Genomic DNA, 25,383 nt, shown 5'->3' on the forward strand with positions numbered 1-25,383 from the left:
GATCGCCTCGTGAACTGCCGGACGCCGAGGCGGCGGTGGGCCGGTGCAGCCGTGAGCCCCGACCGGACGCCGCCTGGAGCCTGATCCGCGTACGGTCCCGCCCCCACCGGTTGAGAACGGGCCGCGCGAGCAGCACGAGACGCAGGCAAGTTCCGGGGCGCCCGGTACAACCAAAACGGTGACCGGCATGTCGTACATGGCAGGGAATCGAGAGCCGCGACACAAGGGGAAACCATGCGTACGAGACGATACGGAGCGGCGCTGGCCGCCCTGACGATGGCCGGTGTGGGCGTGGCCGTCACGGCGCCCGCCACGGCGAGCGCGGCCACCACGGCCGTCACGTGCCCGACCGGCTGGGGCAGCCTCCCGAAGTCCGCGGCGGACGCCGACTTCGGATCGCTGACCGACATCAGGACCGGCAGGCAGGACTGCTACGACCGCATGGTGTTCGACGTCCCCACTGCGGGCACCGACACCATCGGGTACACCGTGCACTACGTCGACGCCTTCATCCAGGACCCGAGCGGCATTCGCATTCCGGTCTCGGGCGGGGCGATCCTCGAGATCATCGTGTCCGCCCCCGCCTACGACCCGGAGACCCACGCCGCGACCTACCCCGGTCAGGGCGGCCGGCCGCTGCCGGGCGTCGACCTGACCGGCTACCGGACCTTCCGCGACGCGAAGTACGGAGCGAGCTTCGAAGGGACCACGCAGGTGGGTCTCGGCCTGCGGGCCCGGCTGCCGTTCCGGGTGTTCCAGCTCCCCGACCGTCTGGTGGTCGACGTCGCCCACACCTGGTGAGTCGGTCGGCGTCACCGCTTCCGGCCGGGTGACGTGACGCGGGTGCCGTGACGGTGCCGCGACACGTCACCCGGCCGGTGCCGTTCGACGGTGCTCGCGTCCGTGACTCCCTTGCCACCGGCGTCGTCCTGCACGATGATCGCGATCCGGCCCGTGGGCCTGTGGTTGAACCGGCCATCCGGCGCGCACGTCAAGGAAGAGGGACGGACTCCCGCACGTCGGTCCGGCCTCCCATGTCCCGCGGGGACGCAGTTGACCGATCCAAGGAGTACGCACCCATGAGCACCGCCTCTCTGAGCGACCGTCTGTCGAGTCACCAGCCTCTTGTCCTCGGTCTCTTCCGCATCGTCCTCGGCCTGCTCTTCGCCAGCGAGGGCGCCGCCACGATCTTCGGGGTCCTGGACCGACAGAGCAGCCCCGTGGGCGACTGGCCGTTCTGGTACGCCGGTGTCATAGAACTGGTCTGCGGCCTCCTCGTCCTGTTCGGCGCCGCGACCCGTGGTGCCGCGTTCCTCAGTTCGGGGGCCATGGCCTTCGCCTACTTCACCGAGCACCAGAAGAACGGCCTCTTCCCGCTGCAGAACGGCGGACTGTCCCCCGCGTTGTTCTGCTGGGGGTTCCTGCTCCTGGTCTTCTTCGGCCCCGGCGCCCTGTCCCTGTCCGCTCTGATCCAGCGCAGAGGGCGGACCGAGGACTCCGTCCAGCAGACGGCCGGGCAGACCGCGTAACACGCCGCCGCCCGCCTGCTGGTGGGCACGAGGCGCCTTCGCCGGACGCTCACCACGCCAGAACCGCGGTGCCGACGACGCCCGCTGCCGCCGTCACCGCGGCGGCAGCGGCCCGGACCACCCGGACGCGGTGCCACCAGGACCGCGCGCACGAGCCGTTCCAGCCCCGGGACTTCGGAAGTCGTCCCATCTCCGGGTACCCCCACCGCACCGCCCCCGCGGCCCGCCCGTCCGGCCACCACCGCGATCCTCGGCGGCCGGCCACCACCCTGGTCCTCGGGTGACGGCCGCCCCCGACAACGGTGAATTCCAGTCAGCCGCACGGTGGTCCAGGAGTCCGCCTTTGTCGGACTTGATCGGCATTATGCGTCCCAACGGGAAGCCCGCTCCGGACGACGGCCCGTGCACAGCCGTCGCCGCTTTGGCATATTGCGTCCGAAGGCCGACCGCGTCACCGCCTCCGATCGACACCTACCCGCCCAGAACGCCGACAGGCGGTCGGGCGGATCGTCGACGAGGCCGTGCGCGCACGGCCCGACCGAGACGGAACGAAGGACGCGGACACCAAGCCGCAGGCTTCTCGCACTCATTGGGGTGAACAGTGCGCAAGGTAAGGGTCATGCGTCGCCTCGTCGGTGAACTGGTCGCCGACGTCGCACTGCCGGTGCCCACGGAGCCGGCCGCGCTGTTCGACGCCCTGATCCGCCTGGTCAGCGCGAAGACGGGGCGGGAACTCGTGCTCCTCCAGGAGGAGTTCCCCCATCGGACGGCCAGTGGTCTCTGGCTCGACCTGCCCGACCGCGACATCATCGTCATCGACAGACGGACCACGCCCCTCCACCAGCTGGCGATCTTCTTCCACGAGGTCTGGCACATGCTCGAAGGGGCCTGCGGCAACCATCCCCTGGGCCAGTCCGTGGCGACGCGGATGCTGTCCACCCGCCCCGATCTGCCCCGGCTCGAGGAGACCGTGCGCCGCGTGGCCGCGCGCACCGAGTTCAAGCACAGCGAGGAAGCGGCCGCCGAGATGTTCGGGCTGCTGGCGGTCACCCAGTTCCGTGTCTGGCTGGAGGGCGAGCCGGGCGGAGCACCGGCCGATCTCGATGAGGTCGCCGGACGCATCGGCGCGTCACTGGGAAACCGCCGCAGACGGGTCTGAGCCGTGAACTCCTCCGACTACTACATCCCCGCCACCGCTCTGTGGATCTGCCTCGGCGTGAGGCTCCCGGATCTCCGCAGGGCCTGGCGCGACCCCCTGGTGCGGTCGGTCTGCGTGGTGATCGCCGTGGGAGGCGCCGGCTTCTTCTTCGCGGCGCCCCCGACGATCGCCGCGGTGAACGAGGTCAGCGGGATCGCGAACGCGTCCAGCCTCCTGGTGTACGTCATCATCAGCACCTTCAGTGCCGCCTGTCTGCTGTTGATCGTTCACTGGCGCGGGGGCCCGCCCGAGCACGTGCGGCGGGTCTCCCGGCGTTGGCGGCTCGGATACCTGCTCGTCATCACCGCCCTCATCGTCCTGTTCGCCCTCGGTGACGCACCGGTGGAACGCCGCACCGACTTCGACACGTACTACGCGTCGGCGCCCTTCATCGGCGAGATGATCACGCTGTACCTGGTGGCCCACATGACCGCGGCCCTCGTCACCACCGCCCTGTGCTGGCGCTGGGCGCTCCAGGTCCACGGCTGGCTGCGGGCCGGCCTGTGGATCCTGTGCGCCGGCTGGCTGCTGAACCTCTCCTTCAGCTCCCTCAAGCTCGCCGCGGTCGCCGCCCGCTGGAGCGGCCGGGACTGGGACATGCTCAGCACCACCTTCTCCCCGTTCTTCTCGGCCCTGGCCGCCCCTTTCGCCATCGTCGGATTCCTGCTGCCGCTCATCGGCCCCTGGGCCGTCACCACGGGGCGGACGCTGGCCGTCCACCGACGGCTCGGACCCCTGTGGCGTGAGCTCGGCAGGGCGGCCCCCGGTACGTCCCTCGCCGCGCCGATCCCCTGGTACGCCTCGCCCCAAGTCCGTCTGACCCGGCGCGAGGCCGGCATTCAGGACGGGCTGAGCCTCGTACGGCCGCAGCTCGACGACGAGGTCCGCGCACGCGCGCGGTCGGCCGCCGAGGCCGCGGGGCACAGCAGTCGGGACGCCCTTGCCATCGGTACGGCGGCGATGGTCCGTGCCGCCGCGCTGGCCACACGCCAGGGCCGGACCCGGACGCCGCGCGTTCCCGGAGACACCGCCGTCCCGGTCCTGCGGACCGCCCTGGCCGACGTGTCACGCGCCCTGCGCACCTCACGCTTCGCCGCCGACCCCACCGACCCCCCGATGTCGGTCCTGTCTCTCGTCGAACACGTCGGACACGTCCCGCACATCAAGGATGGCGAGAAATCCCCCACTTGAGCTCACCCGCCACCCTGCCTCCGCGGGCGAGCACCAGGAAGCGATCAGCGGCGATGTGCTGTCGTCTCCTGCCGAGGAGACACCCGGCGGGTCCAACTGCTCTCCCCGGCACGGCGATCACGTCGATCGGCCACTTCGCGCGCCCGCTGTCCGGCATGACGACCGTACGTCCGTCAGCGGGTCGAAGGGCCGGACGCACGCGGCAGGAATCGGGCCCGGCCGGTGGGGTCCAGAACCTTCCCGGTCGGCGTTCACGCCGTCCGCGTACGCCGGGCGGGTACCCGCCGGGCCGGGCCGACCGTCGACCACCGGCCCGCACACCTGGCTTCCCGGCCCTGCAGCCAAGTTGTGCGTCGGACCGCCGACTCCACCGGCCCGAAGCGGTCCGGGGACGTCTTCGGAATCGCCCGTCGCGACGCGGCGGATTCCCCGGCCCCGGTGGCCGGCGGCAGCGGGCCGCGGAAACGCGTCCTGCCACGGCCGCCGCGGCGCCCGCACGACGTGGGCGACGCCCGACAGAGCCCCGAGGACGTCGTTCGGGCTCCTTCGCCTTTCCGCAACGGGTTCGCCGACGGCGGGCGGACCTCGGTGGAAGCGTCGGGGCCACTCGCGGCGCCCGCGCCCGGCCACGCCCACCGACCGGGGGGCCATGCCGACTGGCTGGTTTCGTCGGTTCCGCCGGTCCGAACCGGTTCACCGGGCCGGGGAGCGTCGCGGCGTCGGTGGTGTCGTGCATCTCGTGTTCTCACTGGCCAGGCCAACCTCCCGGCTTCTCACGTAATGTTCTGGTGCCGCCATCACGAGGCGACACCAAGTACGGGAAGTGAGTGGGGAGTTCGAGGTGCGGGGAGCTCCTTGGCCTGATCCCGAACGGTTGCGGACCGAGAAGAGGGGGACGCTTGAACAGAGCCGACGCCCGTCGCCCGGCCGGCCGTCGCCACAACAGGGGGCAGTGTGCGACCCGTTCGGACGACCGTGCGGGCCCCGGCGTCGGAGATCGCCCGTCGGGAACAGGGCCACGGCGTCGCCGCGACCTTCGCGCACCCCGGCCACCGGGGTGACGTCACGCCCGCTCCTCCAGACCGAAGTCCAGTTCACCTGGCAGCAGTTGCCTGTCAGCGGTGACCACGGCCGGACGGCCACCAGAGAGGGTGCTTCCGCCAATGCCTGAGAGAACGTCCGGCCCCCGGCCCGTCGCGCTGGTCATCGGAGGAGGGACGACCGGGATGCTCACCGCCGCCGCTCTCCGCGAGCACGCGGACGTCACGGTCGTCGAGTCCGACGTCCTGCCCGAACGGCCCGGCCCGCGCAAGGGACTGCCGCAGGCACGCCACGCCCACCTCCTGTGGTCCGGTGGCGCGCGGACCCTGGAGCTCCTCCTGCCCGGTATCACGGAGCGGTTGGTCGCGCGCGGCGCCCGGCGGGTACCGATCATGTCCGGCATGGTCAGCAAGGCGCCCTCCGGACAGTGGTTCAGACGGTTCGACGAGGCCCACCACATCAACATCGTGTGCAGCCGCGACCTGTTGGACGCCACCATCCGTGACGAGGTCCTCCGCCGGCCCGGTATAACGGTGCGCGAACAGACCGAACTCGTCTCCCTCGAGGGCGACGCCGACCGCGTCACCGGAGTGCGCGTACGGGGAGCGGCGGGAGACGAGACCCTGTCCACGGCCCTGGTCGTCGACGCCGGCGGACGCGGCAGTCGCGCACCGCAGTGGCTGCGAGCGCTCGGGCTTCCGCCCGTGCGGGAGCGGGTCGTCGACGCGGGTGTCGGCTATGCCAGCCGCGTCTACCGGGCCCCCGCCGCCGCGGGCGAGGACTTCCCGATCATCAACGTGCAGGCGGATCCCACGCGTCCACCGGGCCGGGGCGGCATCATCCTCCCCATCGAGGACGGCCAGTGGCTCGTCACCCTCTCCGGTACCCGAGGAGGCCGACCCGGCCGCGACAACGACGAGTTCGTCCCCTTCGCGCGTTCGCTCGCCCACCCCGTCATCGGGGACCTGCTCGCCAACGCGGAGCCGCTCACCGACGTCGTCACCACCCGCAGCACCGCCAACAGGCGGCGCTATTACGAGAAGACGCCGAAATGGCCGGCCGGATTCGCCGTTCTCGGAGACGCCGTCGCCGGGTACAACCCCGTCTACGGACACGGTCTGACCGCCGCCGCGCAGAGCGTCCTCGCGCTCAGGAAGGTTCTCGCCCAGCACGCTCTCGGCGCCCCGGGAACGGCTCGGCGCATCCAACGCGGCGCGGCGCGCCCGGTGGGGCAGGCTTGGGATCTCGCCGTCGGCCAGGACGCCTTCTACCCGGGCGCGAGCGCCGAGGAACCCGGCCGACTGGAGCGTGCCGGGGCCGCGTTCATCGACCGCGCGGTCGACGCCGGGGCGCGTGACCCGTACGCGTTGCGGGCCCTCCTGGACGTCATGAGCATGGAGCGGTCACCGGCCCGGCTCCTCGCGCCCGGCATGCTCTTCCGCGTCTTCCTCGGCCGGAAGGCGCCCCTGCTGGACGGCCCTCCGCTGACGGAGAGCGAACGGAAGGCCGCAGGCCTCTGATCGGCGGCGCCTGAGACAATGGCGACCGGCCAGGAACGGGCAGGCGCCGCGCGGTCGGCCGTCGGCGTTCTTCGCCGCGGCCGGGGAGGACGGCGCCGGGTGACGCGGCGGCCCAGACGGTGACGATGTGACCGGGACGGTGGGGACGCCGTCGCGGAACGGACCAGACGTATGGAGCAGTGCTGTTCATGTCGTTACGAAGGAGCGCTGTCGCTCTGGTCGTGCTCGCCTCGCTCCTGGCCGTCCCGGCGGATCATGGCGGCCCCCGCGCGCCGCGACGGGGACCGGCGGTGGACCTCCTGCACGGCAGGGACTGGGCCCACTTCGCCGGGGCTGAGCCCACCCGGGCGGGCGTTCGCGTCACGCGCCTCGACCGGCGCATCACCCGCCAGGACGGCACCGGCGGGCAGCCCGATCCACCGGTGAACCTCCGGGGCCCCCATCTGCTGTTCCGGGGGGACGTCCGGATCGAGGCGAGCCTCGGGCGCGGCGACGGTACCGATGCCTTCCTGCATCTGTACGGCGAGACGCCGGTCGTCTATGACGAGTGGCGCCACGAACGGCGCAGCGTGCGGATCGGCGTGGTCGGCGGGAGCATCCGGATCGACCGCTGGGACGGCGACTCGGACGGACCCGCCGTGACCCGGAGGTTCGGCCGGGGGCTCGGACGCGAGGTCGCGCTCGCCGTCGAGGTGCGCGGACGCGAACTCGTGCTGGAGGCCGACGGAGTCGTCGTGGGGACCCTTCCGGCTCGGAACGTGTTCGGCCACGGCCGCATCTGGTTCGGCGCCGACGCGGGAGCCCGTGGAAAGGGCTGGACCCTGACCGGGCTCCGCGCGCGATCACTGGGCCGGGGCCGGATGTCCGTCGTGGACGCACCCGGCCTGCGCGTACCCCGGTCCACCGACGCGCTGCGTGATCTCGCGGCGGACCTGCCCCGCCCGATCAGGATGGGAACGGCGTTGGCCGCGGGCCCCTTGCTGACCGACGGCGCGTACCGCCGGACGGCGGGTGAGGAGTTCTCCGTCCTGACGCCGGAGAACGACTTCAAGGCGCAGTTCGTCCAGCCGCGACGCGGAGTGTTCGCGTTCGAGGAGGGCGACACCCTGGTGGACTTCGCCGAGGCCAACAGGATGAAGGTGCACGCCCACACGCTCGTCTGGTTCGAAGCCCTTCCCGCGTGGATGCGCGCCGCCATGACGCGCGAGGAACGCCGGCGCGTCATGACCGAGCACATACGGGCGGTAGCGGGCCACTTCCGCGGCGAGGTGGCCGAGTGGGACGTGGTGAACGAGCCCATGTCCGACGAGGACGAGGACTACGCCAACGGCAACCTCGGTGTGCGGCCCCACCTGTGGTTCGAGGCGATGGGCGAGCGGTACATCGACATCGCCTTCCGTACCGCCCACGAGGCCGACCCGCGCGCGGTGCTCTATCTCAACGAGTACGGGGTGGAGGAGGACGGTCCGCGATGGGACGCCCTCTACGCGTTGCTGATCCGGCTCAGGCAGCGGGGCGTCCCGATCGACGGTGTCGGCTTCCAGGACCACGAATACGCCGTCGGCGATCGTACCGATCCGGAGGTCTTCCGGCGCAAGGTCCGGGCCTTGGCCGCGCTCGGCCTGAAGGCCCGGGTCTCGGAGGCGGACGTTCTGGTCGACGACGACGAAGAGGACGTCCAGGCGAGCCAGTTGGCGGGGAAGCTCGCCGTCTGCCGCCAGGAACCCAACTGCACCTCCTTCTCCACCTGGGGCTTCACCGACCGGTACGGCTCCACGGCGGACATCCGGCAGTACCCACCGGCTCCCGGTAACGCCCTTCCCTGGGACACGGCTTACGAGGCGAAACCGGCCTACTGGGAACTGCGTGACGTCCTGGAAGACGCACGCGGCTGAGGTACGGGTTAGGGACGGGGCCGTCGACGAGGGCCCGTCCCCGACGGGCCGTCACCGGCCGGGCGCGGCCGGTACGACAAGGTCCCACCCGTCGAACTCCCCTTTAGAATGGACCTGTTGCCCCAATTCTCCTCTGCTCGCCCTCTCTGTTCGCCCCTTCTGTTCGGCCTCTCTGCCAGGCCGGTCGGCTGTCGCCTCCGACGCGGGAGGTCGGCGTCGGGCCCGGCGTCCGTTCCGCCACCTCGACCGCAAGGCCCACGACTTCGGATAGGGAGTACAGGAATGCAGGATCGGTCCGAGGACGTACCCGCGCAGCCGACGCAGCCCCAGGCGGAGCCGCCGCGACCCGGCTCCACCGCTCCGCCCGCGCCGACCGTACCGAACCAGTCGCAGGCACACCATCAACCGTCCCCCCTGCCGAGACCCGAATCCGCACCGGGCCCCTATCCGGGCCCGGTGCCGGCGGGCGGTTACGGGCCCCCTCCCGCCTACGCCCCTGCCCCTCCGTACGCCTACGGGCAACCGTCCGGTTTCCCTCCGCCTTCCGGCGGCAGGGGCGGCGGCGGGCGCGCGGTGCTGTGGGCGGCGGTCGGCGCGGTGGTCGCCTCGGCCCTGTGGGCCGGTGGGATCTTCCTTCTGGGGCCACTCGGCGACGACCCGGACCTGGCGGGATACCGGGCGCGGACCGATCTCTGCTCCTCGGTCGACTACACGGCCCTGCGGACCGAGTACGCCGAGCGGGACAGCGCTCCCACGCACACCTCTCTGACGCACGAGGCCATCGACCAGAGCGCGTGCAGCATCTCCCTGAAGACGTCCTCCAGTTCCTCCTACGCCGACGCGTACCTCTCCGTGGAGATGGATCTCCACAAGTCGACCGACCCCTCCCCCGAGTTCACCGCTCTGTGGTCCGAGTACGACCAGCGGTTCAAGGACTACGAGGTGGAGAGGGTGTCCGGTTTCGGTGACGAGGCCTATCTCGCGACCGAGGACACCACGTCGGGCACGGGAACCAGTGGCAGCCGGTCGGTGATCCTCGCGGTGCGCGACGGCTGGATGACGTACCAGATGAGCTGGAGCGCCTACACGTCCTCCTACGAGACGACGACCCCGCCCGAGACCGACGAGGTGGCACGGTGGGTGCGGACCGACACCCGGTCCACGCTGGAGAACCTCCGGTCCGACTGACCCGACGAGGACCCGCTCGACGCCCGGTCCCGATCCAGGAAGCGGGCGGCGCGCGCCAGCCGGCCGGAGCCCCGCGTTCCGCCTGGTGGGGCGCCCTGCCGCCCGGACCTTCTGCACCAGCGCCTTCGGACTCGGCTCCCAGGTGCGCCTGCGGGCCTCCGAGACGCCCACCACCGGGTTCCGCGGGTTCACACCCTGGCGCTCGCGGTGTCCCAGCCGGCCGACGTCAGCAGCCTCATCGCGGCCGCCCTGGAGGCGGGCGCCACCGAGCTGAAGCCCGTCACGAAGTCGCTGTGGGGCTACGGCGGCGTCGTGCGGGCCCCGGACGGGACGATCTTGAAGGTCGCGACCTCCGCGAAGAAGGACACCGGCCCGGCCACCGGGAGGATCGACGAGATGGTGCTCCTGCTCGGCGTCGAGGACGTGAAGGCGAGCAAGCGGTTCTACGTCGAGCGGGGCCTGACCGTCGGGAAGAGCTTCGGCGGCAAGTACGCCGAGTTCACCGCGGACGCGTCGAGCCCGGTCAAGCCGGCGCTGTACAAGCGCGCCGGCTTGACCAAGGACCTCGGTGTCGCCGACGACGGCACCGGATCGCACCGGGTCGTCCTCGGCAGCTCCGCCGGGTCCTTCACCGACCCGGACGGGTTCGCCCGGGAAGCCGCCTCGTCGGCCCCCACCTCGTCCTGAGGGACCCCTCGAGCCGCCCATGCGGGCGTTCTCACGGGCGCCCGTGCGAGGATTCCGACGTGAATGATCTTCATATACGCCCCGCCGGCGAGACCGACCTCGCCACCCTCGTCCGGCTGCGCGACGACGCCGCCCGCTGGATGCTCGCCCGGGGCATCACCCGTCAGTGGCAGCCGGGCCAGCTCGACGAGGAGCACTTCCGCAGGAGCATGGCCGGCGGTGAGGTCTGGCTCGCCGAGGCGGACGGCCGGGTGGCCGGGGCCTGGGAGCTGTGGTGGGAGGACGAGGACGCCTGGGGGCCGCAGCCGTCGGTGGCCGGCTACGTCCATAGGCTGATGGTGGATCGCGGAAACGCCGGGCCGGGGACGGGACTGATCCTGCTGCGAGCCGCCGAGCGCCGGGTCGCCGCGACGGGGCGGAGGTTCGTCCGTCTGGACTGCCTGGCCGACAACGCGCGCCTGAACGCCTACTACAAGGACGCCGGTTACCGGGTCGTCGGGCACAAGGCGGGCAAGCCGCAGCCGGGCGGTCCGCCGAAGTCGTTCACGCTCATGGAGAAGGCCTTGGGGACCGACGGCACGGAGTGAGCGAGGGGGCCGGGGACCGGCCCGCCGACGCCACCGACCGTGATCCAGGGGCGATCGCGAGCGCGCCCTAGACCCGCTGGGGACGCGTGGGCCGCTCACCCCTGCCCCGGACCTCGTAAGGGATCCGGCCCCACCGAGGCCCCGGGGCGGCGTCGGCTCAGCTGCCCTCTCCGTAGGCCGCCGCGATCTCTTCCGGACCGGCCCACCGGCTGTAGGTCGGCGACTGCGGCCAGCCCTCCGGCGAGTCCTGCCACACCTCCTGCCGGCCGTACGGGAGCAGGTCGACCAGACCGAACAGGTAGCCCAGTTGCTCCGTCCCGCGGCCGTCCGTGTGCCAGGTCCGGTACACGGTGTCGCCGTCGCGCAGGAACACGTTGACCGCGAATCCGGCGTTCGGAGGGGCGCCGACGTCGCTGCCGAAGGCGCTGTCGGCCGTCGAGTACCAGGTCATCGTGTTCCCGACCTTGCGCTTGTAGGCGAGCGCGTCCTTGATCGGTCCCTGGGTGACGATGACGAACCTGGCGTCGAATTTCGTGAGGCCGCCGAGCCGGGTGAACTGGGAGGTGAAGCCGGTGCAGCCGCCGCACTGCCACTCGGCGCCCTCGTGCCACATGTGGTTGTAGACGATCAGTTGCGGGTGGTCTCCGAAGATCTCGGCGAGCCGGACCGGGCCGTCCTCGCCCTCCAGTACGTAGTCCGGCATCTCGACCATCGGCAGCCTGCGGCGCTGGGCGGCGATCGCGTCGAGTTCGCGGGTCGCGGCCTTCTCCCGGGTCCGGAGCGCTGCCAGCTCCTTCTGCCAGGTGCCGGGGTCGACGACGGGGGGCAGGGCGTTCGCGGTCGAGGACATGCTTCCTCCGGGCGGTCGGGTGCCTGTTCGGGAGTACAGACTCCGCGGCCCGCCGGAAGTCATCGGTCCGCCCCGGCGGCTTCCCGGCGATCACGAAAGCAGGCCCCGGCCCCGGGCACCCTGCCCCCGCCCTACCGGACGTCCTGGGCGGGTCCTGTCGCGGGGGACGTGTGCTTGAGCTCGATCTCGACGAAGGCCAGGTGGGCGTCCCCGACGTTGACGACGTCGTGGGCGCCGCCGGCCGGGCGGGCGTAGGACCGGCCCGCCTCCAGGACGGATTCGGTGCCGGTCCCGTCGGGGGTGCGGGCGCTGACGCGGCCGTCGGTCACGGGGACGACCACGTAGTCGTGTGCGTGGACGTGGTGGCCGGTGGCGGTACCGGGCTCGAAGTCCCAGCGGGTGACGCGAACCCGCGCGTCCTCGTACTGAAGGGTCGGCTTCGCGGTCGTCGTCATGAAGGTGCCTCGTCCCTGCCGTGTGGTTCCGCCGTCCGCGCCCCTGGGGCCCACCGGCGTCGGAGGGCCGGACCGGCGTCGGACGATCGATCAGCGTGCGTGCAGGACCCTACGTCCCGGGCCGCCCCCGGCCGAGCCCGACTCCCCGCCGACCACCCGACTCCCCGGGGACCGCCCGCTTCGTCCGGCGGACCGTCGGCCCGGTCCACCGGTCCCCGGCCGCCGGAACCTGGACCCAAGGACGTCGACGACGGCACCGGAACCCCCGCGCGTCCGGTGTGACGTCGCTGCCCGGGGCCGAGTCGATGGGCGGCCGGAGGCGGGCCCCGGGTGCCGGGAACTGCCGCCGCTCGACCGTCCACCGGTGCCGTCAGCCGGGTCGTGTCACCTCGACGGACAGGTCGTTGTCCACCGTGTAATAGGGACGGATCTCCGAGGCCCCGATCCGGGCCGCCGGATAGACGAAGATCTCCTTCCGGTCCGCCACGTCGTCGAGAAGGCGGCCGATCCTCGTCGATGGCGCTTCCTCCGCGGGCCGCACGAAGGCGTCCCAGACGCCGCCGCCCGCCGCGGGGCCGGCCAACTCCTCGCAGTCGACGGTGAAGGAGAATCCCCGCCCGTCGCCTTCGGTCCGCGGTTCGGCCGTCCGGACCGTGTCCGTGCCGCGGAGAACCATGCGGACGACGGCCCCCGCACCGAACGACGCGCCGTGCAGCCGGGCCGTGACCGTCATCGTCCGGTCCGTGACGAGGATCCGGTCGGCTTCGGCATGGACGGGCCGCAGCCAGGCCCGGACCGCGAGATGCCCGGACTTGGTGATGTACGGGATCCGGACGGCGACCGGCGGGGACCAGTCGCGCCCGTTGCCGTCGACGAGGGCCCTCAGGTCCGCCGGTCCGGGGCGCAGCCTCTGGCGTTCGCCGTCGGGTTCCTGGAGCAGGTAGACGTCCCAGCGTCCCTCCTCGAGGGTCTGCCCGGCGCGCAGGACCGCCGATCGGTGCCCGTCCTCCCCCGGCTCCAGGTCCAGGAGATGACGCGCCTTCTCCGGCTGTCCCTTCTTGGTGCGCAGCCGCAGGAGCAGTTGCGGATGACCGGCCGACGGCAGCCGCAGGCCGAAGGTGATCCGGCCGTCGGCGTCCACCGTGCAGCCGCTACGCGGTTCCGCTCCGCTCGGCGTGGTCATCGCTGTGTCCTCCGTATCCGGCTCTTCGCGACCCTGCAGGTGTCACGGAAGGCGAAACCCTGCGCCACGAAGGTGCGGTACGCCCCCGCGCGGCCCGCTTCCGCCGAGCGCCCGGCCCGCTTCGCGTCGACCGCCTCGGTGAAGAGCCGCTCGGCCTGTTCCACCACGGGTTCGGGGGCGAACCGGCGTGTGTTCTCCATGGCGGAACGGCCCATGGTGCGTCGTCGTTCGTCGTCGCTCACGAGTTCCAGCAGGGCGGAGGCCAGCGCGTCGCGGTCCCGGACGGGGACCAGTCTGCCGTCGACACCGTCCTGGATGATCTCGCCGGGGCCGTAGGCGCAGTCGGTACTCACCACGGGCAGCCCGCTGCGCATCGCCTCGACGATGGTCATGCCGAAGGACTCGAAGTTGGAGGTGGCGGCTCCGATGGACCCCTTCACCCACTCCCCGTCCATGCGGGCGACCGCCCCCATCAGGAAGACGTTGTTGCTGAGGTCCAGGTCCGAGATCATCCGCCGCAGCTTGGCGTGTTCCTGGCCCTTGCCGTAGATCCGCAGCTGCCAGTCGGGATGCACGGCGACCACTTGGGCGAACGCCTCGACGAGCAGGTCGTAGCGCTTCACCGGCACCAGGCGACCGGCCGCGACGACCACCTTGGCGGTGCCGTCGGCGGCGGGCAGTACGGGGTCGGGGACGCTGTTGGGCAGGGCCTCGACCCGGACTCCCGGAAGGCGCATCTTGCGCCGGTAGACGGCCGCGTCCGCGGCGGTGACCGTCGTGAGCGCGTCGAGCCGGCGATAGGAGCCGCGCAGGACACCGCGCAGTTGTGGTGAATGGCTGTCGAGCGTGAGGTGCTCCTGCCCGACACGGACGACCCTGTCCGATGCCTGCCGGGCGAGGTGCACGTTGAGCCCGGGCCGGGTGCCGACGACGACGTCCGCGTCGGTCTTCTCCAGGAACCCGCCGATGCGCTGATCGGTCAGCTCGCTGTACTGCCGGTGCCGGTACTCGCAGGAGGGGTACACGCGCGCCGGCCGGAGGTGCAGCGGATGCTCCTTCTCGTCCCTCAGGTCGACCAGGGGGCGCAGGGACACGCGGGGATCCAACCCGAGCGTGGGCCGCTCGCGGGTTCGTAAGGCCGAAACGATCTCCACCGTATGACGCTCCGCCAGCGCCGTGGCGAGGTTGAAGGTGGTGGTGATCGTGCCTCCGATCCCATATGCGTTGTGGATCAGGAACGAGATTTTCATGTCGTACTAGACAGTGACAAGTCCCTTAGGGTTGTTCACCGTTACAACTTCTTCACGCTCGACACATGCCAGGTGAGGCGTCGGAGGAACGGCGTCGGCCGACCGGAGGGACCGGAGCGGGCTCCTCCGCGCATCGGGTCCGGCGGCTCTTGACGGCCACAGGGATCGGCCTGATCCGGTGGCCTCCTCCACCAACCCGACGGTCTCCGTACTCACACGCATTCCCGACCACTCGTCACTCGCCAACCGCCGGCGACCCAGCGCAGGAGTTCGACCCTGCGGAACTCGGAGCCCATGCCCGTACGCCTCCTCCGGTCCGGCTGCCGTCGATCCTGACATCGCGGACATGGACGAGGACGTGTGGTCCTCGGCGGGCTCGTCGAGCTCACGGGTGCGGGTGTTGGACAAGAGCGGCATCTCGGCAGGTCCGGACTCGCCATAGAGGCCCCGGCCTGCCCGTTTCCCTGCGGCGCCCCGCCCGGCCCTGCTCACGTCGCGGCCATCCGCTCATCGCGCGGCGAGGAACCCCGAGGAACGGTGGACGATGCCGGGGCGTCAACGCGGTCCAGGAACTTGAGCCCGCGCCGGGGCGACTCGTGCCGTGCGCGGGCCGCCGCTCGGCGCCCTCACGGGAACCGTCCCGCCCGTACGGAGGGCGCCGTGCGATGCGGGCCCGCGATTCGGGCCCGCGGGATGCGGTTCCGTTTCGGAAGCCACGACCACGGGCCCAAGTGGCGTGTCAGCCGCCGAGGTTGCCCTGCCGCGCGTCGCTCCACAGGTCGACGTCGTGGTCTCCGGCGGTGAGCTCGTCGATCTCGCTCAGCTCTTCCTCGGAGAAGTCGAGGTTCTCCAACGCCGCGACGTTCTGCTCCAGTTGCTCGGTGCGCGAGGCGCCGATCACGAGGGAGGTGACACGCTCGTCGCGCAGGGCCCAGGCGAGTGCCAGTTGGGCGAGGCTCTGTCCGCGGCGGGTGGCGATGTCGTTCAGGCCCCGCAGGCGGCGCAGTGTCTCGGCCGAGAGCCATTCCGTGTCGAAGGACTTGTCCTGGGCGGCTCGGGAGTCCTGCGGCACGCCGTCGAGGTAGCGGCCGGTGAGCAGGCCCTGCGCCAGTGCGGTGAAGCCGATGACGCCGAAGCCTTCGTCGGCGGCGGCGTCGAGGAGGCCGTCGGTCTCGATCCATCGGTTGAGCATGTTGTAGGAGGGCTGGTGGATCAGCAGCGGAGTACCCAGGTCACGCAGAATGGCGGCTGCCCGACGGCTTCGCTCGGCGTCGTAGGAGGAGATGCCGACGTACAGCGCCTTGCCCTGGCGAACAGCCGTGTCCAGGGCGGTCATCGTCTCCTCCAGCGGCGTGGTGGGGTCCAGCCGGTGCGAGTAGAAGATGTCGACGTAGTCCAGGCCCGTACGGCTGAGGGACTGGTCCAGCGAGGCGAGCAGGTACTTGCGGGAGCCGCCGCCCTGCCCGTAGGGACCGGGCCACATGTCCCAGCCGGCCTTCGTGGAGACGACCAGCTCGTCCCGGTGGGCCTTCAGGTCCTGTCGCATCAGCCGGCCGAAGTTGATCTCGGCCGAGCCGTACGGCGGGCCGTAGTTGTTGGCCAGGTCGTGGTGCGTGATCCCGAGGTCGAACGCCTTGAGGGCGATCTCCCGTTGCGCCTCGAAGGGCTTGTCGTCCCCGAAGTTGTGCCAGTACCCGAGGGACAGGACCGGAAGATCGAGTCCGGAACGGCCGGTGCGCCGGTAGCGCATGGTGCCGTCGTAGCGCTTGGGATCAGGAACGTGGTTCATGTGTGTTCTCCGCCGGGGACAGGTACTGGCCCCTTTCGCCGGTCGAAAGAGCCCTGACCTCACTGTGCGCCGCCTCCACAGGGAAGTCCAACCGCTCTTTCCGCTGCGATTCAGCGGCGGAACTCATGAATCGCCCAAGGTCCGGCGCCGTCACCCGCGTCCGTGCCGGCGCCTTCGGACGGAGCCTGCGGATGGAGACGACCCATGACTCCGGAGCCGTCGAGACGTCGCACCTCGGTGTGCCGCCCGTCGCTCACCACCGTCATCGAAGGGCGGCGGCCAGGATCGACCGGACGCGCTCAGCGGCCGTCGGCGCGCCGGCCCGGGCGGGAATACGACGCATCGGGATCTCCGGGAACACGAGAAACTTAGGCTTGCCTAACTTAAATTGTCTCGACGAGTGATGCCCAGACGCCGCGCGAGGGCGGAGCCGTCGGCCGGTGCTTCGACCGAGGTCCGTCGCAGGCGGTCATGGACTCACCGCCTGCGGACCGGGGACGGGAACTGTCTCCGACTCATCCGACCGGACGCCTGCGACGTCAGCCCCGACCGGAGGCCGCGCCCTCCCCGGGGCGCCCGTCACCGCCGGGTCCGGCCCGTGGCCGCCGCGGGGGAGCGGCCCCCCACCGCCGGGCTCCGGGGGCGTGCGCGGTTGCCGTCCGAGGTGCCCCCGGCGACTGTGGGAAGTGGCGGCCACCCGCTGGGAGTGGACCTCCCGGCCACGGAGCGGATCCGGGCCGCACCACGGCCGTACGGGCACACGGTGAGCCCGGCGCGCACAGCACCCGGGGTCACGACACGACCTCCCGCCCCGAGCACGAGGGAGCACAGCAGATGACCGAGGCCCGACCCGGCCGCCCCGGAGCGGACCGGCACTCCTCCCCCGACCCGGTCCCGTTCCCGCCGCACGTCGTGGACGGCCGCCTCAGGGCGCTCCCCGATCCGGTGCCGGACCTGCGGCGGGTCGGTATCTCCCCGGACCACTGGTACCCGGTCGCGAAGTCGAGGAGCGTGCGCCGCAACCGGACGTTCGCGGCCGCCTTCGCCGGCGAGCGGATCGCGCTGTACCGAGGGCGCAGCGGCACCGTGCACGCGCTGGAGGACCGCTGCGCGCACCGCCAGGTTCCGCTGAGCATGGGCGTCGTGGAGGGCGACATCCTGCGCTGCTGCTATCACGCCTGGGCCTACCGGGGCGACGGTCGCATCTCGCAGATCCCCTATCTGCCGAAGGGGTGCGAGCGGCCGCCGCGCGGCGTTCGCTCGTACCCGGTGCGCGAGGCGTACGGCCTGGTGTTCGTGTTCCCCGGGGACCCCGCTCTGGCGGAGGCCGCGCCGTTCCCGTTCCTCCCCGAGTACGATTCGGCCGCCCACCGGACGATGACGTTCTCCCGGACCGTGCGGTGCCACTACTCGTTCATGCACGAGAACCTGCTGGACATGAACCACCAGTTCCTGCACCGGAGCGTGCTCGGCAGGATCCAGCCCGAGCTGCTCGGCTACGAGACCGGTCCCCGGCACGTCGAGGCCCGCTACCTGTTCGTCCCCGCGGGCGGCCGCAAGGACAGGGGGGCGGGCCTGTTGTCGGCGGAGGGGATCGGCGGCCGGGACACCCCCGACGTGATCACCATCCGCACCGAGTACCCGTACCAGACCCTGCGGGACGTCCCGGAAGGCACCGAACTCCCGGCGTTCTCGCTCTGGGCGGTCTATGTCCCGGAGGACGCCGAGCAGCGCGTCAACCACGCCTTCGGGCTGCTGACGATCGCGAAGCCGTCGGTCCCCGGGGCGCTCCACCTCGCCTGGCCGCTCATCCGCCGTTTCACCGAACGGGTCTTCGCCCAGGACCGGACGGCGGTCGAGGCCGAACAGCGGGCCTGGGACGAGCAGGGCGAGGACCGCAACCACGAGGTGTTCCCGCTCATCCTCGACGTCCGCGACGTGCTGCGCTCCAACGGGGTTCCCCTGCGCCCGGAAGCCGCGCCCGGCTGCGGCCCGTGCGGTCTCGCCTCCCCGGCACAGCACGCGGGCGTCACGAACGGCGCGGGTCCGGTCCAGCCTCCCGGCCCGGCCGCCGAAGGCTCCGCCGGTCGCGACTAGCGCCGCCACGTCACCTGCCCTCCTGGGAGTCCGGCCGGGGAGGCACCGGTCCCGCCGTCGGGTCCGCCGATCGCAACGCGCTGCCCGATCGCGCAGCGCCGCCCGGGTCGATTTCCGCCGCCCGGCCGGACGGTGCCCCGGGCGGGCGCCCACCTCCGCGCGGGACGCCGGCGGCCCCGCTGCCGCAGGCCACCCGGCGACAGCGTCAACCGTGACGCGTCGATTCACCCTTCGCACACCCGCACGACAACCCCAACCTGCTTGCCGTGCAACCGACATGGGCACCCTGGATACCCGTCGGCGGCCGTGACCGAGGCCCTATCGTGGTCGTCATGTCCGCCCCTGAACTGATCCGCATCGTCTCCCGCGACTCGCCGATGGCCCTGGCCCAGGTGGAGCGGGTACGCGCCGAACTGGCCGCCCTCCACCCCGGTATCCGCACCGAGGTCGTCCCCGTCAAGACGACCGGCGACAAGTGGATGGGCGATCTCTCCCAGGTGGAGGGCAAGGGCGCCTTCACCAAGGAGGTCGACGCCGCCCTGCTCGCGGGCGAGGCGGATCTGGCCGTGCACTGCGTCAAGGACGTCCCCGCCGACCGACCGCTCCCGGCCGGAACGGTCTTCGCGGCGTTCCTCGAACGCGACGACATCCGCGACGCCCTCGTGCACGCGGGCGGGCTCACCCTCGACGAACTCCCCGCGGGTACCCGTATCGGCACCTCCTCCGTGCGACGGGTCGCCCAACTCGCCGCCTCGCACCCCCAGCTGCGGTGCGTCCCGATGCGCGGCAACGCCAACCGCCGTCTCGACAAACTCGCCGCGGGCGAGGCCGACGCCCTCCTCCTGGCCCTGTCCGGCCTTCACCGCATCGAGCGCCCGGACGTGATCAGCGAGATCCTTCCGACGGAGGTGATGATGCCGCCGATCGGCGCGGGCATCCTCGCCCTCCAGTGCCGCGAGGGCGACGCCGGTGTCATCGACACCGTCAGTGCCCTCGGCCACCCCGACACCCACCGGGAGGCCACCGCCGAGCGCATGTTCCTGCACGTCCTGCAGGGGCACTGCAACTCCCCCATCGCCGGGTACGCGAAGGCCACCCGCAACGGTGACCTGTCCCTGCGCGCGTGCGTGTTCACCCCCGACGGCAAGACCGTCATCAACGCCCACGAGTGGGCGGGGCCCCTCGACCCCGCCACCCTCGGCACCGCGGTCGCCGTCGCCCTGCTGCGTCAGGGCGCGCGCGAGCTGATCGACTCCATCGCGCACTGACCACGGGCCCCGCGACACCCGTCGTTCAGCCGTACGTCCCCGTGGCGCGAGGGGGCCGCCGGACCACCGCCGATCGACCCCGCCCCTCCCGCGACGGGAGTCGTCCCGCCCCGGCTCAGCCCTGGGCCAGCTCCGCCACCGGCTGCCACTTCTCCCACAGCGCCAGACGCTGCTCGTAGTCGGCCTTGGCGATGCCCAGCGGAGCCACTCCGAAGAAGCAGCGCAGCGGCGGCTCGTCGGCGTCCACGATCTCCATCACGGCCGCCGCGGACGCCTTCGGGTCGCCCGGGGTGCCGACGCGCTTGCGCCGCTGCTCCTGCACCTCCTTGTGGAAGTCGGCGTAGGCCGGCAACGGTTCGGACGTGCTCGACGAGGAACCGGCCCAGTCGGTGGCGAACCCACCGGGCTCGATCAGCGTCACCTTGATGCCGAAGGGCGCCACTTCCTGGGCCAGCGCCTGGCTCATCCCTTCCAGCGCCCACTTCGACGCGTGATAGATGCCGACCAGCGGGAACGCGCTGATCCCACCGATGGAGGAGACCTGCAGAATGTGGCCGCCGCCCTGCTCCCGCAGGAAGGGCAGTGCCGCCTGGGTGACCCACAGCGCCCCGAACAGGTTGGTCTCCAACTGGGCACGGGCCTCGTCCTCGGTGAGTTCCTCGACCATCCCGAAGTGGCCGTAGCCGGCGTTGTTGACGATCACGTCGAGCCGGCCGAACCTCTCGTGCGCCTGCCGCACCGCGTCGAAGTCGGCGTCGCGGTCCGTGACGTCGAGTCGCAGCGGCAGCAGTCGTTCCCCATAGGTCTCGCGAAGATCGCCCAATGTGGACAGGTCGCGCGCCGTCGCGGCGACCGAGTCACCGCGTTCCAGCGCCGCGACGGCCCATTCCCGGCCGAAACCACGTGAGGCACCGGTGATGAACCAGATCTTCTGTGACATGGCGTGCTCCTCGTACGACTCGTCGTCCACGTGCGGCCCGTCACCCGCCCAGGCATGACGTTCCGGAGTTCCGCCCTCCAGCCAACACCCTGAAGTGCACTCGAAGGCAACTCAGGAACCGCACCGCGGGGGCGAGGCGTCTCGGCCCCGTGTCTCAGCCTCCGTTCACCCGTCGAAGGCGGGCCGCGAGGTGGTGCTGCAGGGGCTGGCCGACCGCCGCGAGGTCATGGACGAAGTCCAGGGTGTCCTCGTCCGCGAGGGTGTAGCGACGGCGGGTGGCGTCGACCTGCTTGGCGGTCGGGGTGAGCGCCACCTGCCGCGCGGTGAGGTCGACCGCGCCGTCCACCGCCCGCCCGACCAGGATCTCGGCGATTCCGGTGGGCTGGGTGATCAGCGCCTCCACGTTCCCGTCGTTCTGAAGCCGCCACCAGCCGCTCTCCCGGGCGGACGGCCGCAACGGGGCGCCGTCCGCGTCCAGCAGCCAGGCCCGCGTCTCGAGGTGGAGGAAGGGCCGCCCGTCGTGGCTGAAGGTGACCTCCTGCGCGTAGGAGAACTCCTCGGCGAGCGTCGGGTACGTTCCCCTGCCGCGGCCGGCCCAGGTGCCGAGGAAACCGAGGAGCGGGGCGAGCAGCGGGTGCGGCGCGGGTGCCTGGTCCGGGCTCGACGCATCGGGGTACGGGGGCTTCCGAACGGGGTCGGTCATGAGGTGCGCTCCTGCGGTGGGGGCCGGTACCGCGAGGCAGCCTATGGGTTGTCCCGAGATCCGCGGTGGACCAGCGCGCGGCGTCGGAAGCGGTGCGCCGCAAGGTGAAGGGCGTTCCTCGTGACGGGTGTGTTCGGGGGGCCGGGGAAGCGGTGAGGTTCCGTGGCCGTGATCCATCCGGTCGTCAGGCATGGATGGATCACGGCCGCGCGCGGCCCGCGCCACCACGAGGGACACGTCACCTGTCCCGGCGGCGGCCCCGCGCCACGGGCCCGGACACCGACCACGTGGGAGGCGGCGGGCCGTAGGCCCTCAGGCGGGTACCCCGGTCAGCGGACGCGGATGAAGACCACGTCGTAACCGCTGTTCTTGCCGCGGGTCTTGACGTAGACGCCGTCCTTCCCACCGTTGGGGTTGCTGGTGTTGCCCTCGACGGTGGTGAAGCTGGAGCCGCCGCTCACCGTTCTCACGATGCCTATGTGCTCGTGCCCTCCGGTGAAGTCGCTGCCGCCGTTCCAGTCGAAGGCCACGATGTCGCCCGGCTGCGGGTTCGAGGTCACCGACAGGTGGTAGTTGCCGGCCCGTGCCTGCTTGACCCAGCCCGAGACATAGCTGTTGCGGTAGGAACTGGCCCCCGTCTGCTTGGCCACCCAGCTCACGAACGTCGCGCACCAGGCGTAGTTGTTGGTGGACAGCGAAAGTCCGACGGACGCCCCGTAGCTGTTCGCCCGGGCACTGCCCTCGACCGTACCGGCCTCGGCCGCGGCCACGTCGAGGATCTTGCTGTACCCGCCGCCGGGCGGGGTCGAAGGCGGCGGGGTGACCGCGCCGTACAGGGCGGCCTTGGTGTTCGGGCCCACCTGGCCGTCGACCGAGAGGCCCTTCTCGGCCTGGAAGTCCCGGACGGCACTGTCCGTCGCCGGTCCGAAGTCGCCGTCGACGGCGAGATCGGCGCCGTGGTGGTTGAGCAGGCTCTGCAACTCGGTGACGCAGCCGCTGCGCTGGCCCCTCACGATCTCGCCGGGGCACGACGCGGAGTTCAGGTTGATCGGCGCCGGAGCGCCGCTGCCGCCGCCACCACCGATGTTCTTGTACAGGGCGGCCTTGGTGTTCGGGCCCACCTCACCGTCGACCGACAGGCCGTTCGCGGACTGGAACGACCTCACGGCCGACAGGGTCAGGGGGCCGAACTCGCCATCGACGTCGAGGTGTTGGCCCTTGCCGTTCAGCAGTGCCTGCAGCGTCGCGACGCAGCCGCCGCCCTGCCCCTCCACGATCACCGACGGGCAGGACGCCGACCGCAGGTCCAGACCCGTCGACGGCGACTCGTCGGTGTCGTACAGCTCCCTCTTGGTGTTCGTGCCGACCTGACCGTCGACCGACAGTCCGTGTGCGGACTGGAAGCCGCGGACCGCGCTGTTCGTCGCCGACCCGAAGTCCCCGTCCACGTCGACGGCGTAGCCGTGGTGCCGGAGCAGCCGCTGCAGTTCGGTGACGCAGCCGCCCTTGTCCCCTTGAACGACGTTCGCGGGGCACGAGGAGGAGTTGAGGTTGATCGGCGCGGGAGCCGAGCCCCCGGTCGCATACAGCTTGCTCTTCGTCCGGGGTCCCACCCGCCCGTCCACGGCGATCGCGGTGGCCGCCTGGTACTCGCGCACCGCGTAGAGCGTCTTCGCCCCGAACTCGCCGTCCACCACCAGACCGGCACCATGGGCGTTGAGCAGGTTCTGCAGCTCCGTGACACAACCGCTCACCTGGCCCTGCAGGATCTCGGCGGGGCAGGACGAGGAGGTCAGCCTGATCGCCGCCGGCGCCGCCGTCGCGGGACTGGCACCGAGCAGGGTGCCCGCCGAGAGCATCGCCGCGGTGGCGGCGAACACCCCGATCCGGGATCTCCATCCCGGACCCGTGCCCGAGTGGCGCCGACTCTCAGAACGGGCTTTGTCGGCGGGAACGTGAAATACGCTGTTTCCCATGACTGCGAAGCATCTCCTTCAACTGTCTGCGGGTGACCGGACGGACCGGGATCGCCGGCCCGAGCCGCACAGGGCCGGAATTCTTCGTCCGTGGAAGGAGTCGCATGCGACGCGTTCGCCTGCCTCGGACCCAAAAGCGTCAGGTGACGGAGAATCGGCTTTTGGGCCGCGTCACCGCATTTGCGAATAAGTAATGGCCACGCACGGCCAGGTGGTCGAGGCGTCCGAATGGCTTGATCGAGCTGCTATTCCGCGACGACGGTGACAGTTCGCACCCACCCGCACAATCCCGGGCCCCACAACTGGCCGAATTCCGTCGCCACCCGTGTCCGATAAAAGTTGCCGGGAGCGAGCCTTTGAAGGGTTCACCCTTTTTTGACCCGCTTGCTCATTGAGCCCTTTCCAGCCTCAATTCGCCTAGGTCAAGCGGAGTACGGAGACCGCCCGGTCGAAGCCGGCGGCGGCAGGCACACCGCCGGGGGCCGCGCGGTTCGAGAAGCCTCCGTCGCGCCTCGCCGGCACTGGGCGACGGGGACGGGCGGAATCGCGGCAGGGCTCGCCCGCCGGCGCCGAGGCACAGAAGCGGGGGCGGGGGCGGGGCGAAGGGCGGACCTCGGTCAGGCCCGCATGAGTTGCGGTTCCGGCTGCGCCGCCGGTGCGGCCTTCACGTCCCAACGGCGGACGGTCCGTACATAGGCGTGGATCACCGAGAGCATGGCCAGAAGGAGGAGGGGTCCCCACACCCACGGATGTCCGGCCATTTCCGTCGGCAGATAGCGATAGGACACCAGAAGGGCGACCAGAACCGTCACGGCGTGGGTGACGAGCCGGACCGCCGATCGGTCCCAGCCCCGGTCGAACGCGCGCATCGCCCCTTCGACCATGAGCGCGAACACCACCCCGGCGACGAGGTCCACTCCGTAGTGGTAACCGAATCCCAGCGTCGCGACGAGCGTGGCCACCAGCCAGAAGGCGCCCGCGAAGCGCAGGAACCGCGGACCTTTGCGGGAATGGATGAAGAGGGTGGTGGCCCAGGCCGTGTGCAGGCTGGGCATGCAGTTGCGCGGGGTGACCTGGTCGAACGGCATCGGCTGCGGGGTGTCGACCGGCGGCGGGATGTTCGGCCACAGGTCGGCCGTCGCCCAGTGCCCGCCGTCGGCGCCGTAGGCGAAGACAGGACCGACCACCGGGAAGATCATGTAGACGACCGGCCCGAGCAGCCCGATGACCAGGAACGTACGCACCAGGTGATGGCCGGGGAAGCGGCGCTCGGCCGCGACGTTGCGCAGCTGGTACAGCCCGAAGACGGCAGCCGCCAGCGGAAGCTGTCCGTAGACGGCGCCGAGGACATGGGTGCCGACCGGACCGGTGGCCTCGACGAGGCGGCCGGCCAGCCACGACGGGTTGCCGAGCGCGTGATCGGCGGTCGCCACGTACTGGTCGAGCACCGCGGGGCGGGTCCTGGAGGTGATGAGGAGCCAGGTGTCGCCCGCCTTGTGGCCGGTCACCAGCAGCAGACCGAGCCCGACACCCTTCAGCAGCAGGGCGCGTTCCCGGCCGGTTCGGCGCGTCACGGCGATGACGGCACAGCCCAGAATCACCCACAGCGCGCCGTTGCCGAAGTTCATCCTGGCGTCGGCAACCCAGCGGACCAGGAAGAAGACGAGATCGATGCCGATCGCGACCCCGACCGCGACGAACCGTTGCCGCCAGGTCAGCACCACCATCGTCAACGCCAGACCGGCGTACAGCAGGGGCCCCGAATCGGGGGCGAACACCACCTCGCGCGACTGGTCGGTGATCACTCCCGGCACGCCGTAGCCGCGCGAGACTACTTCGAGCGCGACGAGGAATCCGAGGGTCGCCGCACCTGCCACGACCCACAGCAACACCCGGGGCCCGCGCCGCAGAGCGGACATCATGGTGCTACTTGTTCGCCATAGTGTAGATATCAATTGTCTGGCCGATTTGTTAGATTCTGGCCCGATCGCCCACCCTTGTACCGCATAGCGAATTTCCGCACCGAAGGACGGGTG

General features: G+C 71.3%; 20 protein-coding genes and 2 pseudogenes. 11 read left to right on the forward strand and 11 right to left on the reverse strand.

All coding sequences use genetic code 11. The annotated features are described in order from the left end of the window. Window positions 1-234 precede the first annotated feature (234 nt). Together ACFYW7_RS06595 and ACFYW7_RS06600 are read left to right on the forward strand one after the other, a co-directional pair. On the forward strand, window positions 235-801 hold the full coding sequence (locus ACFYW7_RS06595) for a hypothetical protein (protein WP_389498693.1): 567 nt from the start codon (window positions 235-237) through the stop codon (window positions 799-801). Window positions 802-1,079: 278 nt separating this feature from the next. After that, window positions 1,080-1,529 carry a DoxX family protein gene (locus tag ACFYW7_RS06600; RefSeq protein WP_389498695.1) on the forward strand — a complete coding sequence of 150 codons (450 nt, stop codon included), beginning with the start codon at window positions 1,080-1,082 and terminating at the stop codon, window positions 1,527-1,529. Between the two features lie 49 nt (window positions 1,530-1,578). On the opposite strand, the gene ACFYW7_RS06605 is transcribed toward ACFYW7_RS06600, so the two are convergent. Then, complete coding sequence (locus tag ACFYW7_RS06605) at window positions 1,579-1,719, reverse strand: hypothetical protein (RefSeq protein ID WP_389498697.1); 141 nt, start codon at window positions 1,717-1,719, stop codon at window positions 1,579-1,581. 429 nt (window positions 1,720-2,148) lie between these two features. Here ACFYW7_RS06605 and ACFYW7_RS06610 point away from each other — a divergent pair, with 429 nt between their 5' ends. The 7 genes and pseudogenes from ACFYW7_RS06610 to ACFYW7_RS06640 all read left to right on the forward strand — a co-directional run bounded on the left by ACFYW7_RS06610 (window position 2,149) and on the right by ACFYW7_RS06640 (window position 10,836). Beyond that, window positions 2,149-2,688 carry a toxin-antitoxin system, toxin component gene (locus tag ACFYW7_RS06610; RefSeq protein ID WP_389498699.1) on the forward strand — a complete coding sequence of 180 codons (540 nt, stop codon included), beginning with the start codon at window positions 2,149-2,151 and terminating at the stop codon, window positions 2,686-2,688. Window positions 2,689-2,691: 3 nt separating this feature from the next. Continuing rightward, the gene (locus ACFYW7_RS06615) at window positions 2,692-3,918 is read left to right on the forward strand and encodes an MAB_1171c family putative transporter (RefSeq protein WP_389498701.1); all 1,227 of its coding nucleotides are present in this window, start codon (window positions 2,692-2,694) and stop codon (window positions 3,916-3,918) included. A gap of 1,163 nt (window positions 3,919-5,081) precedes the next feature. Continuing rightward, the gene (locus ACFYW7_RS06620; RefSeq protein ID WP_389498703.1) at window positions 5,082-6,479 is read left to right on the forward strand and encodes an FAD-dependent oxidoreductase; all 1,398 of its coding nucleotides are present in this window, start codon (window positions 5,082-5,084) and stop codon (window positions 6,477-6,479) included. 188 nt (window positions 6,480-6,667) lie between these two features. Then, a complete protein-coding gene (locus ACFYW7_RS06625) occupies window positions 6,668-8,374 on the forward strand; it encodes an endo-1,4-beta-xylanase (protein ID WP_389498705.1) in 1,707 nt (568 codons plus the stop codon). A gap of 282 nt (window positions 8,375-8,656) precedes the next feature. After that, a complete protein-coding gene (locus ACFYW7_RS06630; RefSeq protein ID WP_389498707.1) occupies window positions 8,657-9,562 on the forward strand; it encodes a hypothetical protein in 906 nt (301 codons plus the stop codon). Between the two features lie 82 nt (window positions 9,563-9,644). Further along, window positions 9,645-10,249 (forward strand): annotated as a pseudogene (locus ACFYW7_RS06635) (glyoxalase). 59 nt (window positions 10,250-10,308) lie between these two features. Then, window positions 10,309-10,836 (forward strand): GNAT family N-acetyltransferase, encoded by a 528-nt coding sequence (locus ACFYW7_RS06640; RefSeq protein ID WP_389498710.1) that lies wholly within the window; start codon window positions 10,309-10,311, stop codon window positions 10,834-10,836. A gap of 157 nt (window positions 10,837-10,993) precedes the next feature. Here ACFYW7_RS06640 and ACFYW7_RS06645 read toward each other — a convergent pair whose 3' ends face one another. The 6 genes and pseudogenes from ACFYW7_RS06645 to ACFYW7_RS06670 all read right to left on the reverse strand — a co-directional run. After that, on the reverse strand, window positions 10,994-11,686 hold the full coding sequence (locus ACFYW7_RS06645) for a DUF899 family protein (protein ID WP_389498713.1): 693 nt from the start codon (window positions 11,684-11,686) through the stop codon (window positions 10,994-10,996). Window positions 11,687-11,817: 131 nt separating this feature from the next. Beyond that, the gene (locus ACFYW7_RS06650; protein WP_389498716.1) at window positions 11,818-12,141 is read right to left on the reverse strand and encodes a cupin domain-containing protein; all 324 of its coding nucleotides are present in this window, start codon (window positions 12,139-12,141) and stop codon (window positions 11,818-11,820) included. A 370-nt stretch (window positions 12,142-12,511) separates the two neighbouring features. Then, the gene (locus tag ACFYW7_RS06655) at window positions 12,512-13,324 is read right to left on the reverse strand and encodes a transferase (RefSeq protein WP_389498718.1); all 813 of its coding nucleotides are present in this window, start codon (window positions 13,322-13,324) and stop codon (window positions 12,512-12,514) included. Beyond that, window positions 13,321-14,574, reverse strand: a complete 1,254-nt coding sequence (locus tag ACFYW7_RS06660; protein WP_389498720.1) for a glycosyltransferase family 4 protein — start codon at window positions 14,572-14,574, stop codon at window positions 13,321-13,323. The genes ACFYW7_RS06655 and ACFYW7_RS06660 overlap by 4 nt, the downstream gene beginning before the upstream one ends. 739 nt (window positions 14,575-15,313) lie before the next feature. After that, the gene (mgrA, locus tag ACFYW7_RS06665; RefSeq protein WP_389498722.1) at window positions 15,314-16,363 is read right to left on the reverse strand and encodes an L-glyceraldehyde 3-phosphate reductase; all 1,050 of its coding nucleotides are present in this window, start codon (window positions 16,361-16,363) and stop codon (window positions 15,314-15,316) included. A gap of 170 nt (window positions 16,364-16,533) precedes the next feature. Beyond that, window positions 16,534-16,706 (reverse strand): annotated as a pseudogene (locus ACFYW7_RS06670) (DUF2470 domain-containing protein); the annotation flags it as partial. A 491-nt stretch (window positions 16,707-17,197) separates the two neighbouring features. Between ACFYW7_RS06670 and ACFYW7_RS06675 the strand changes: the two are divergent. Together ACFYW7_RS06675 and hemC are read left to right on the forward strand one after the other, a co-directional pair. Further along, window positions 17,198-18,460: a Rieske 2Fe-2S domain-containing protein gene (locus ACFYW7_RS06675; RefSeq protein ID WP_389498724.1), complete on the forward strand. Its 1,263-nt coding sequence runs from the start codon at window positions 17,198-17,200 to the stop codon at window positions 18,458-18,460. Between the two features lie 332 nt (window positions 18,461-18,792). Further along, window positions 18,793-19,728, forward strand: coding sequence for a hydroxymethylbilane synthase (hemC, locus tag ACFYW7_RS06680; RefSeq protein ID WP_389498726.1), 936 nt, complete (start codon window positions 18,793-18,795; stop codon window positions 19,726-19,728). A gap of 115 nt (window positions 19,729-19,843) precedes the next feature. Here the strand turns inward: hemC and ACFYW7_RS06685 are convergent, their stop codons facing one another. From ACFYW7_RS06685 to ACFYW7_RS06700, 4 genes are all read right to left on the reverse strand, one after another. After that, window positions 19,844-20,668 carry an SDR family oxidoreductase gene (locus ACFYW7_RS06685; RefSeq protein WP_389498728.1) on the reverse strand — a complete coding sequence of 275 codons (825 nt, stop codon included), beginning with the start codon at window positions 20,666-20,668 and terminating at the stop codon, window positions 19,844-19,846. 154 nt (window positions 20,669-20,822) lie between these two features. Beyond that, entirely contained in the window at window positions 20,823-21,371 is a 549-nt protein-coding gene (locus ACFYW7_RS06690; protein ID WP_389498730.1) for an FABP family protein, read from the reverse strand. Between the two features lie 329 nt (window positions 21,372-21,700). Then, window positions 21,701-23,251: a peptidoglycan-binding protein gene (locus ACFYW7_RS06695; protein ID WP_389498732.1), complete on the reverse strand. Its 1,551-nt coding sequence runs from the start codon at window positions 23,249-23,251 to the stop codon at window positions 21,701-21,703. A 713-nt stretch (window positions 23,252-23,964) separates the two neighbouring features. Beyond that, complete coding sequence (locus ACFYW7_RS06700; protein WP_389498734.1) at window positions 23,965-25,269, reverse strand: phosphatase PAP2 family protein; 1,305 nt, start codon at window positions 25,267-25,269, stop codon at window positions 23,965-23,967. Window positions 25,270-25,383: the final 114 nt, after the last annotated feature.

Origin of the sequence: Streptomyces sp. NPDC002580, from assembly GCF_042889485.1 — a bacterium.
In the GTDB taxonomy this organism is placed as follows: Bacteria; Actinomycetota; Actinomycetes; order Streptomycetales; family Streptomycetaceae; genus Streptomyces.

Bases quoted from the DNA above. Each gene is read 5' to 3' on its own strand.
- ACFYW7_RS06650 (WP_389498716.1), bottom strand. From the start codon at position 12,141: ATGACGACGACCGCGAAGCCGACCCTTCAGTACGAGGACGCGCGGGTT.
- ACFYW7_RS06625 (WP_389498705.1), top strand. From the start codon at position 6,668: ATGTCGTTACGAAGGAGCGCTGTCGCTCTGGTCGTGCTCGCCTCGCTC.
- ACFYW7_RS06675 (WP_389498724.1), top strand. From the start codon at position 17,198: ATGACCGAGGCCCGACCCGGCCGCCCCGGAGCGGACCGGCACTCCTCC.
- ACFYW7_RS06620 (WP_389498703.1), top strand. From the start codon at position 5,082: ATGCCTGAGAGAACGTCCGGCCCCCGGCCCGTCGCGCTGGTCATCGGA.
- ACFYW7_RS06660 (WP_389498720.1), bottom strand. From the start codon at position 14,574: ATGAAAATCTCGTTCCTGATCCACAACGCATATGGGATCGGAGGCACG.
- ACFYW7_RS06700 (WP_389498734.1), bottom strand. From the start codon at position 25,269: ATGATGTCCGCTCTGCGGCGCGGGCCCCGGGTGTTGCTGTGGGTCGTG.
- mgrA (WP_389498722.1), bottom strand. From the start codon at position 16,363: ATGAACCACGTTCCTGATCCCAAGCGCTACGACGGCACCATGCGCTAC.
- ACFYW7_RS06685 (WP_389498728.1), bottom strand. From the start codon at position 20,668: ATGTCACAGAAGATCTGGTTCATCACCGGTGCCTCACGTGGTTTCGGC.
- ACFYW7_RS06645 (WP_389498713.1), bottom strand. From the start codon at position 11,686: ATGTCCTCGACCGCGAACGCCCTGCCCCCCGTCGTCGACCCCGGCACC.
- ACFYW7_RS06655 (WP_389498718.1), bottom strand. From the start codon at position 13,324: ATGACCACGCCGAGCGGAGCGGAACCGCGTAGCGGCTGCACGGTGGAC.
- ACFYW7_RS06690 (WP_389498730.1), bottom strand. From the start codon at position 21,371: ATGACCGACCCCGTTCGGAAGCCCCCGTACCCCGATGCGTCGAGCCCG.
- ACFYW7_RS06600 (WP_389498695.1), top strand. From the start codon at position 1,080: ATGAGCACCGCCTCTCTGAGCGACCGTCTGTCGAGTCACCAGCCTCTT.
- ACFYW7_RS06605 (WP_389498697.1), bottom strand. From the start codon at position 1,719: ATGGGACGACTTCCGAAGTCCCGGGGCTGGAACGGCTCGTGCGCGCGG.
- ACFYW7_RS06610 (WP_389498699.1), top strand. From the start codon at position 2,149: ATGCGTCGCCTCGTCGGTGAACTGGTCGCCGACGTCGCACTGCCGGTG.
- hemC (WP_389498726.1), top strand. From the start codon at position 18,793: ATGTCCGCCCCTGAACTGATCCGCATCGTCTCCCGCGACTCGCCGATG.
- ACFYW7_RS06630 (WP_389498707.1), top strand. From the start codon at position 8,657: ATGCAGGATCGGTCCGAGGACGTACCCGCGCAGCCGACGCAGCCCCAG.
- ACFYW7_RS06595 (WP_389498693.1), top strand. From the start codon at position 235: ATGCGTACGAGACGATACGGAGCGGCGCTGGCCGCCCTGACGATGGCC.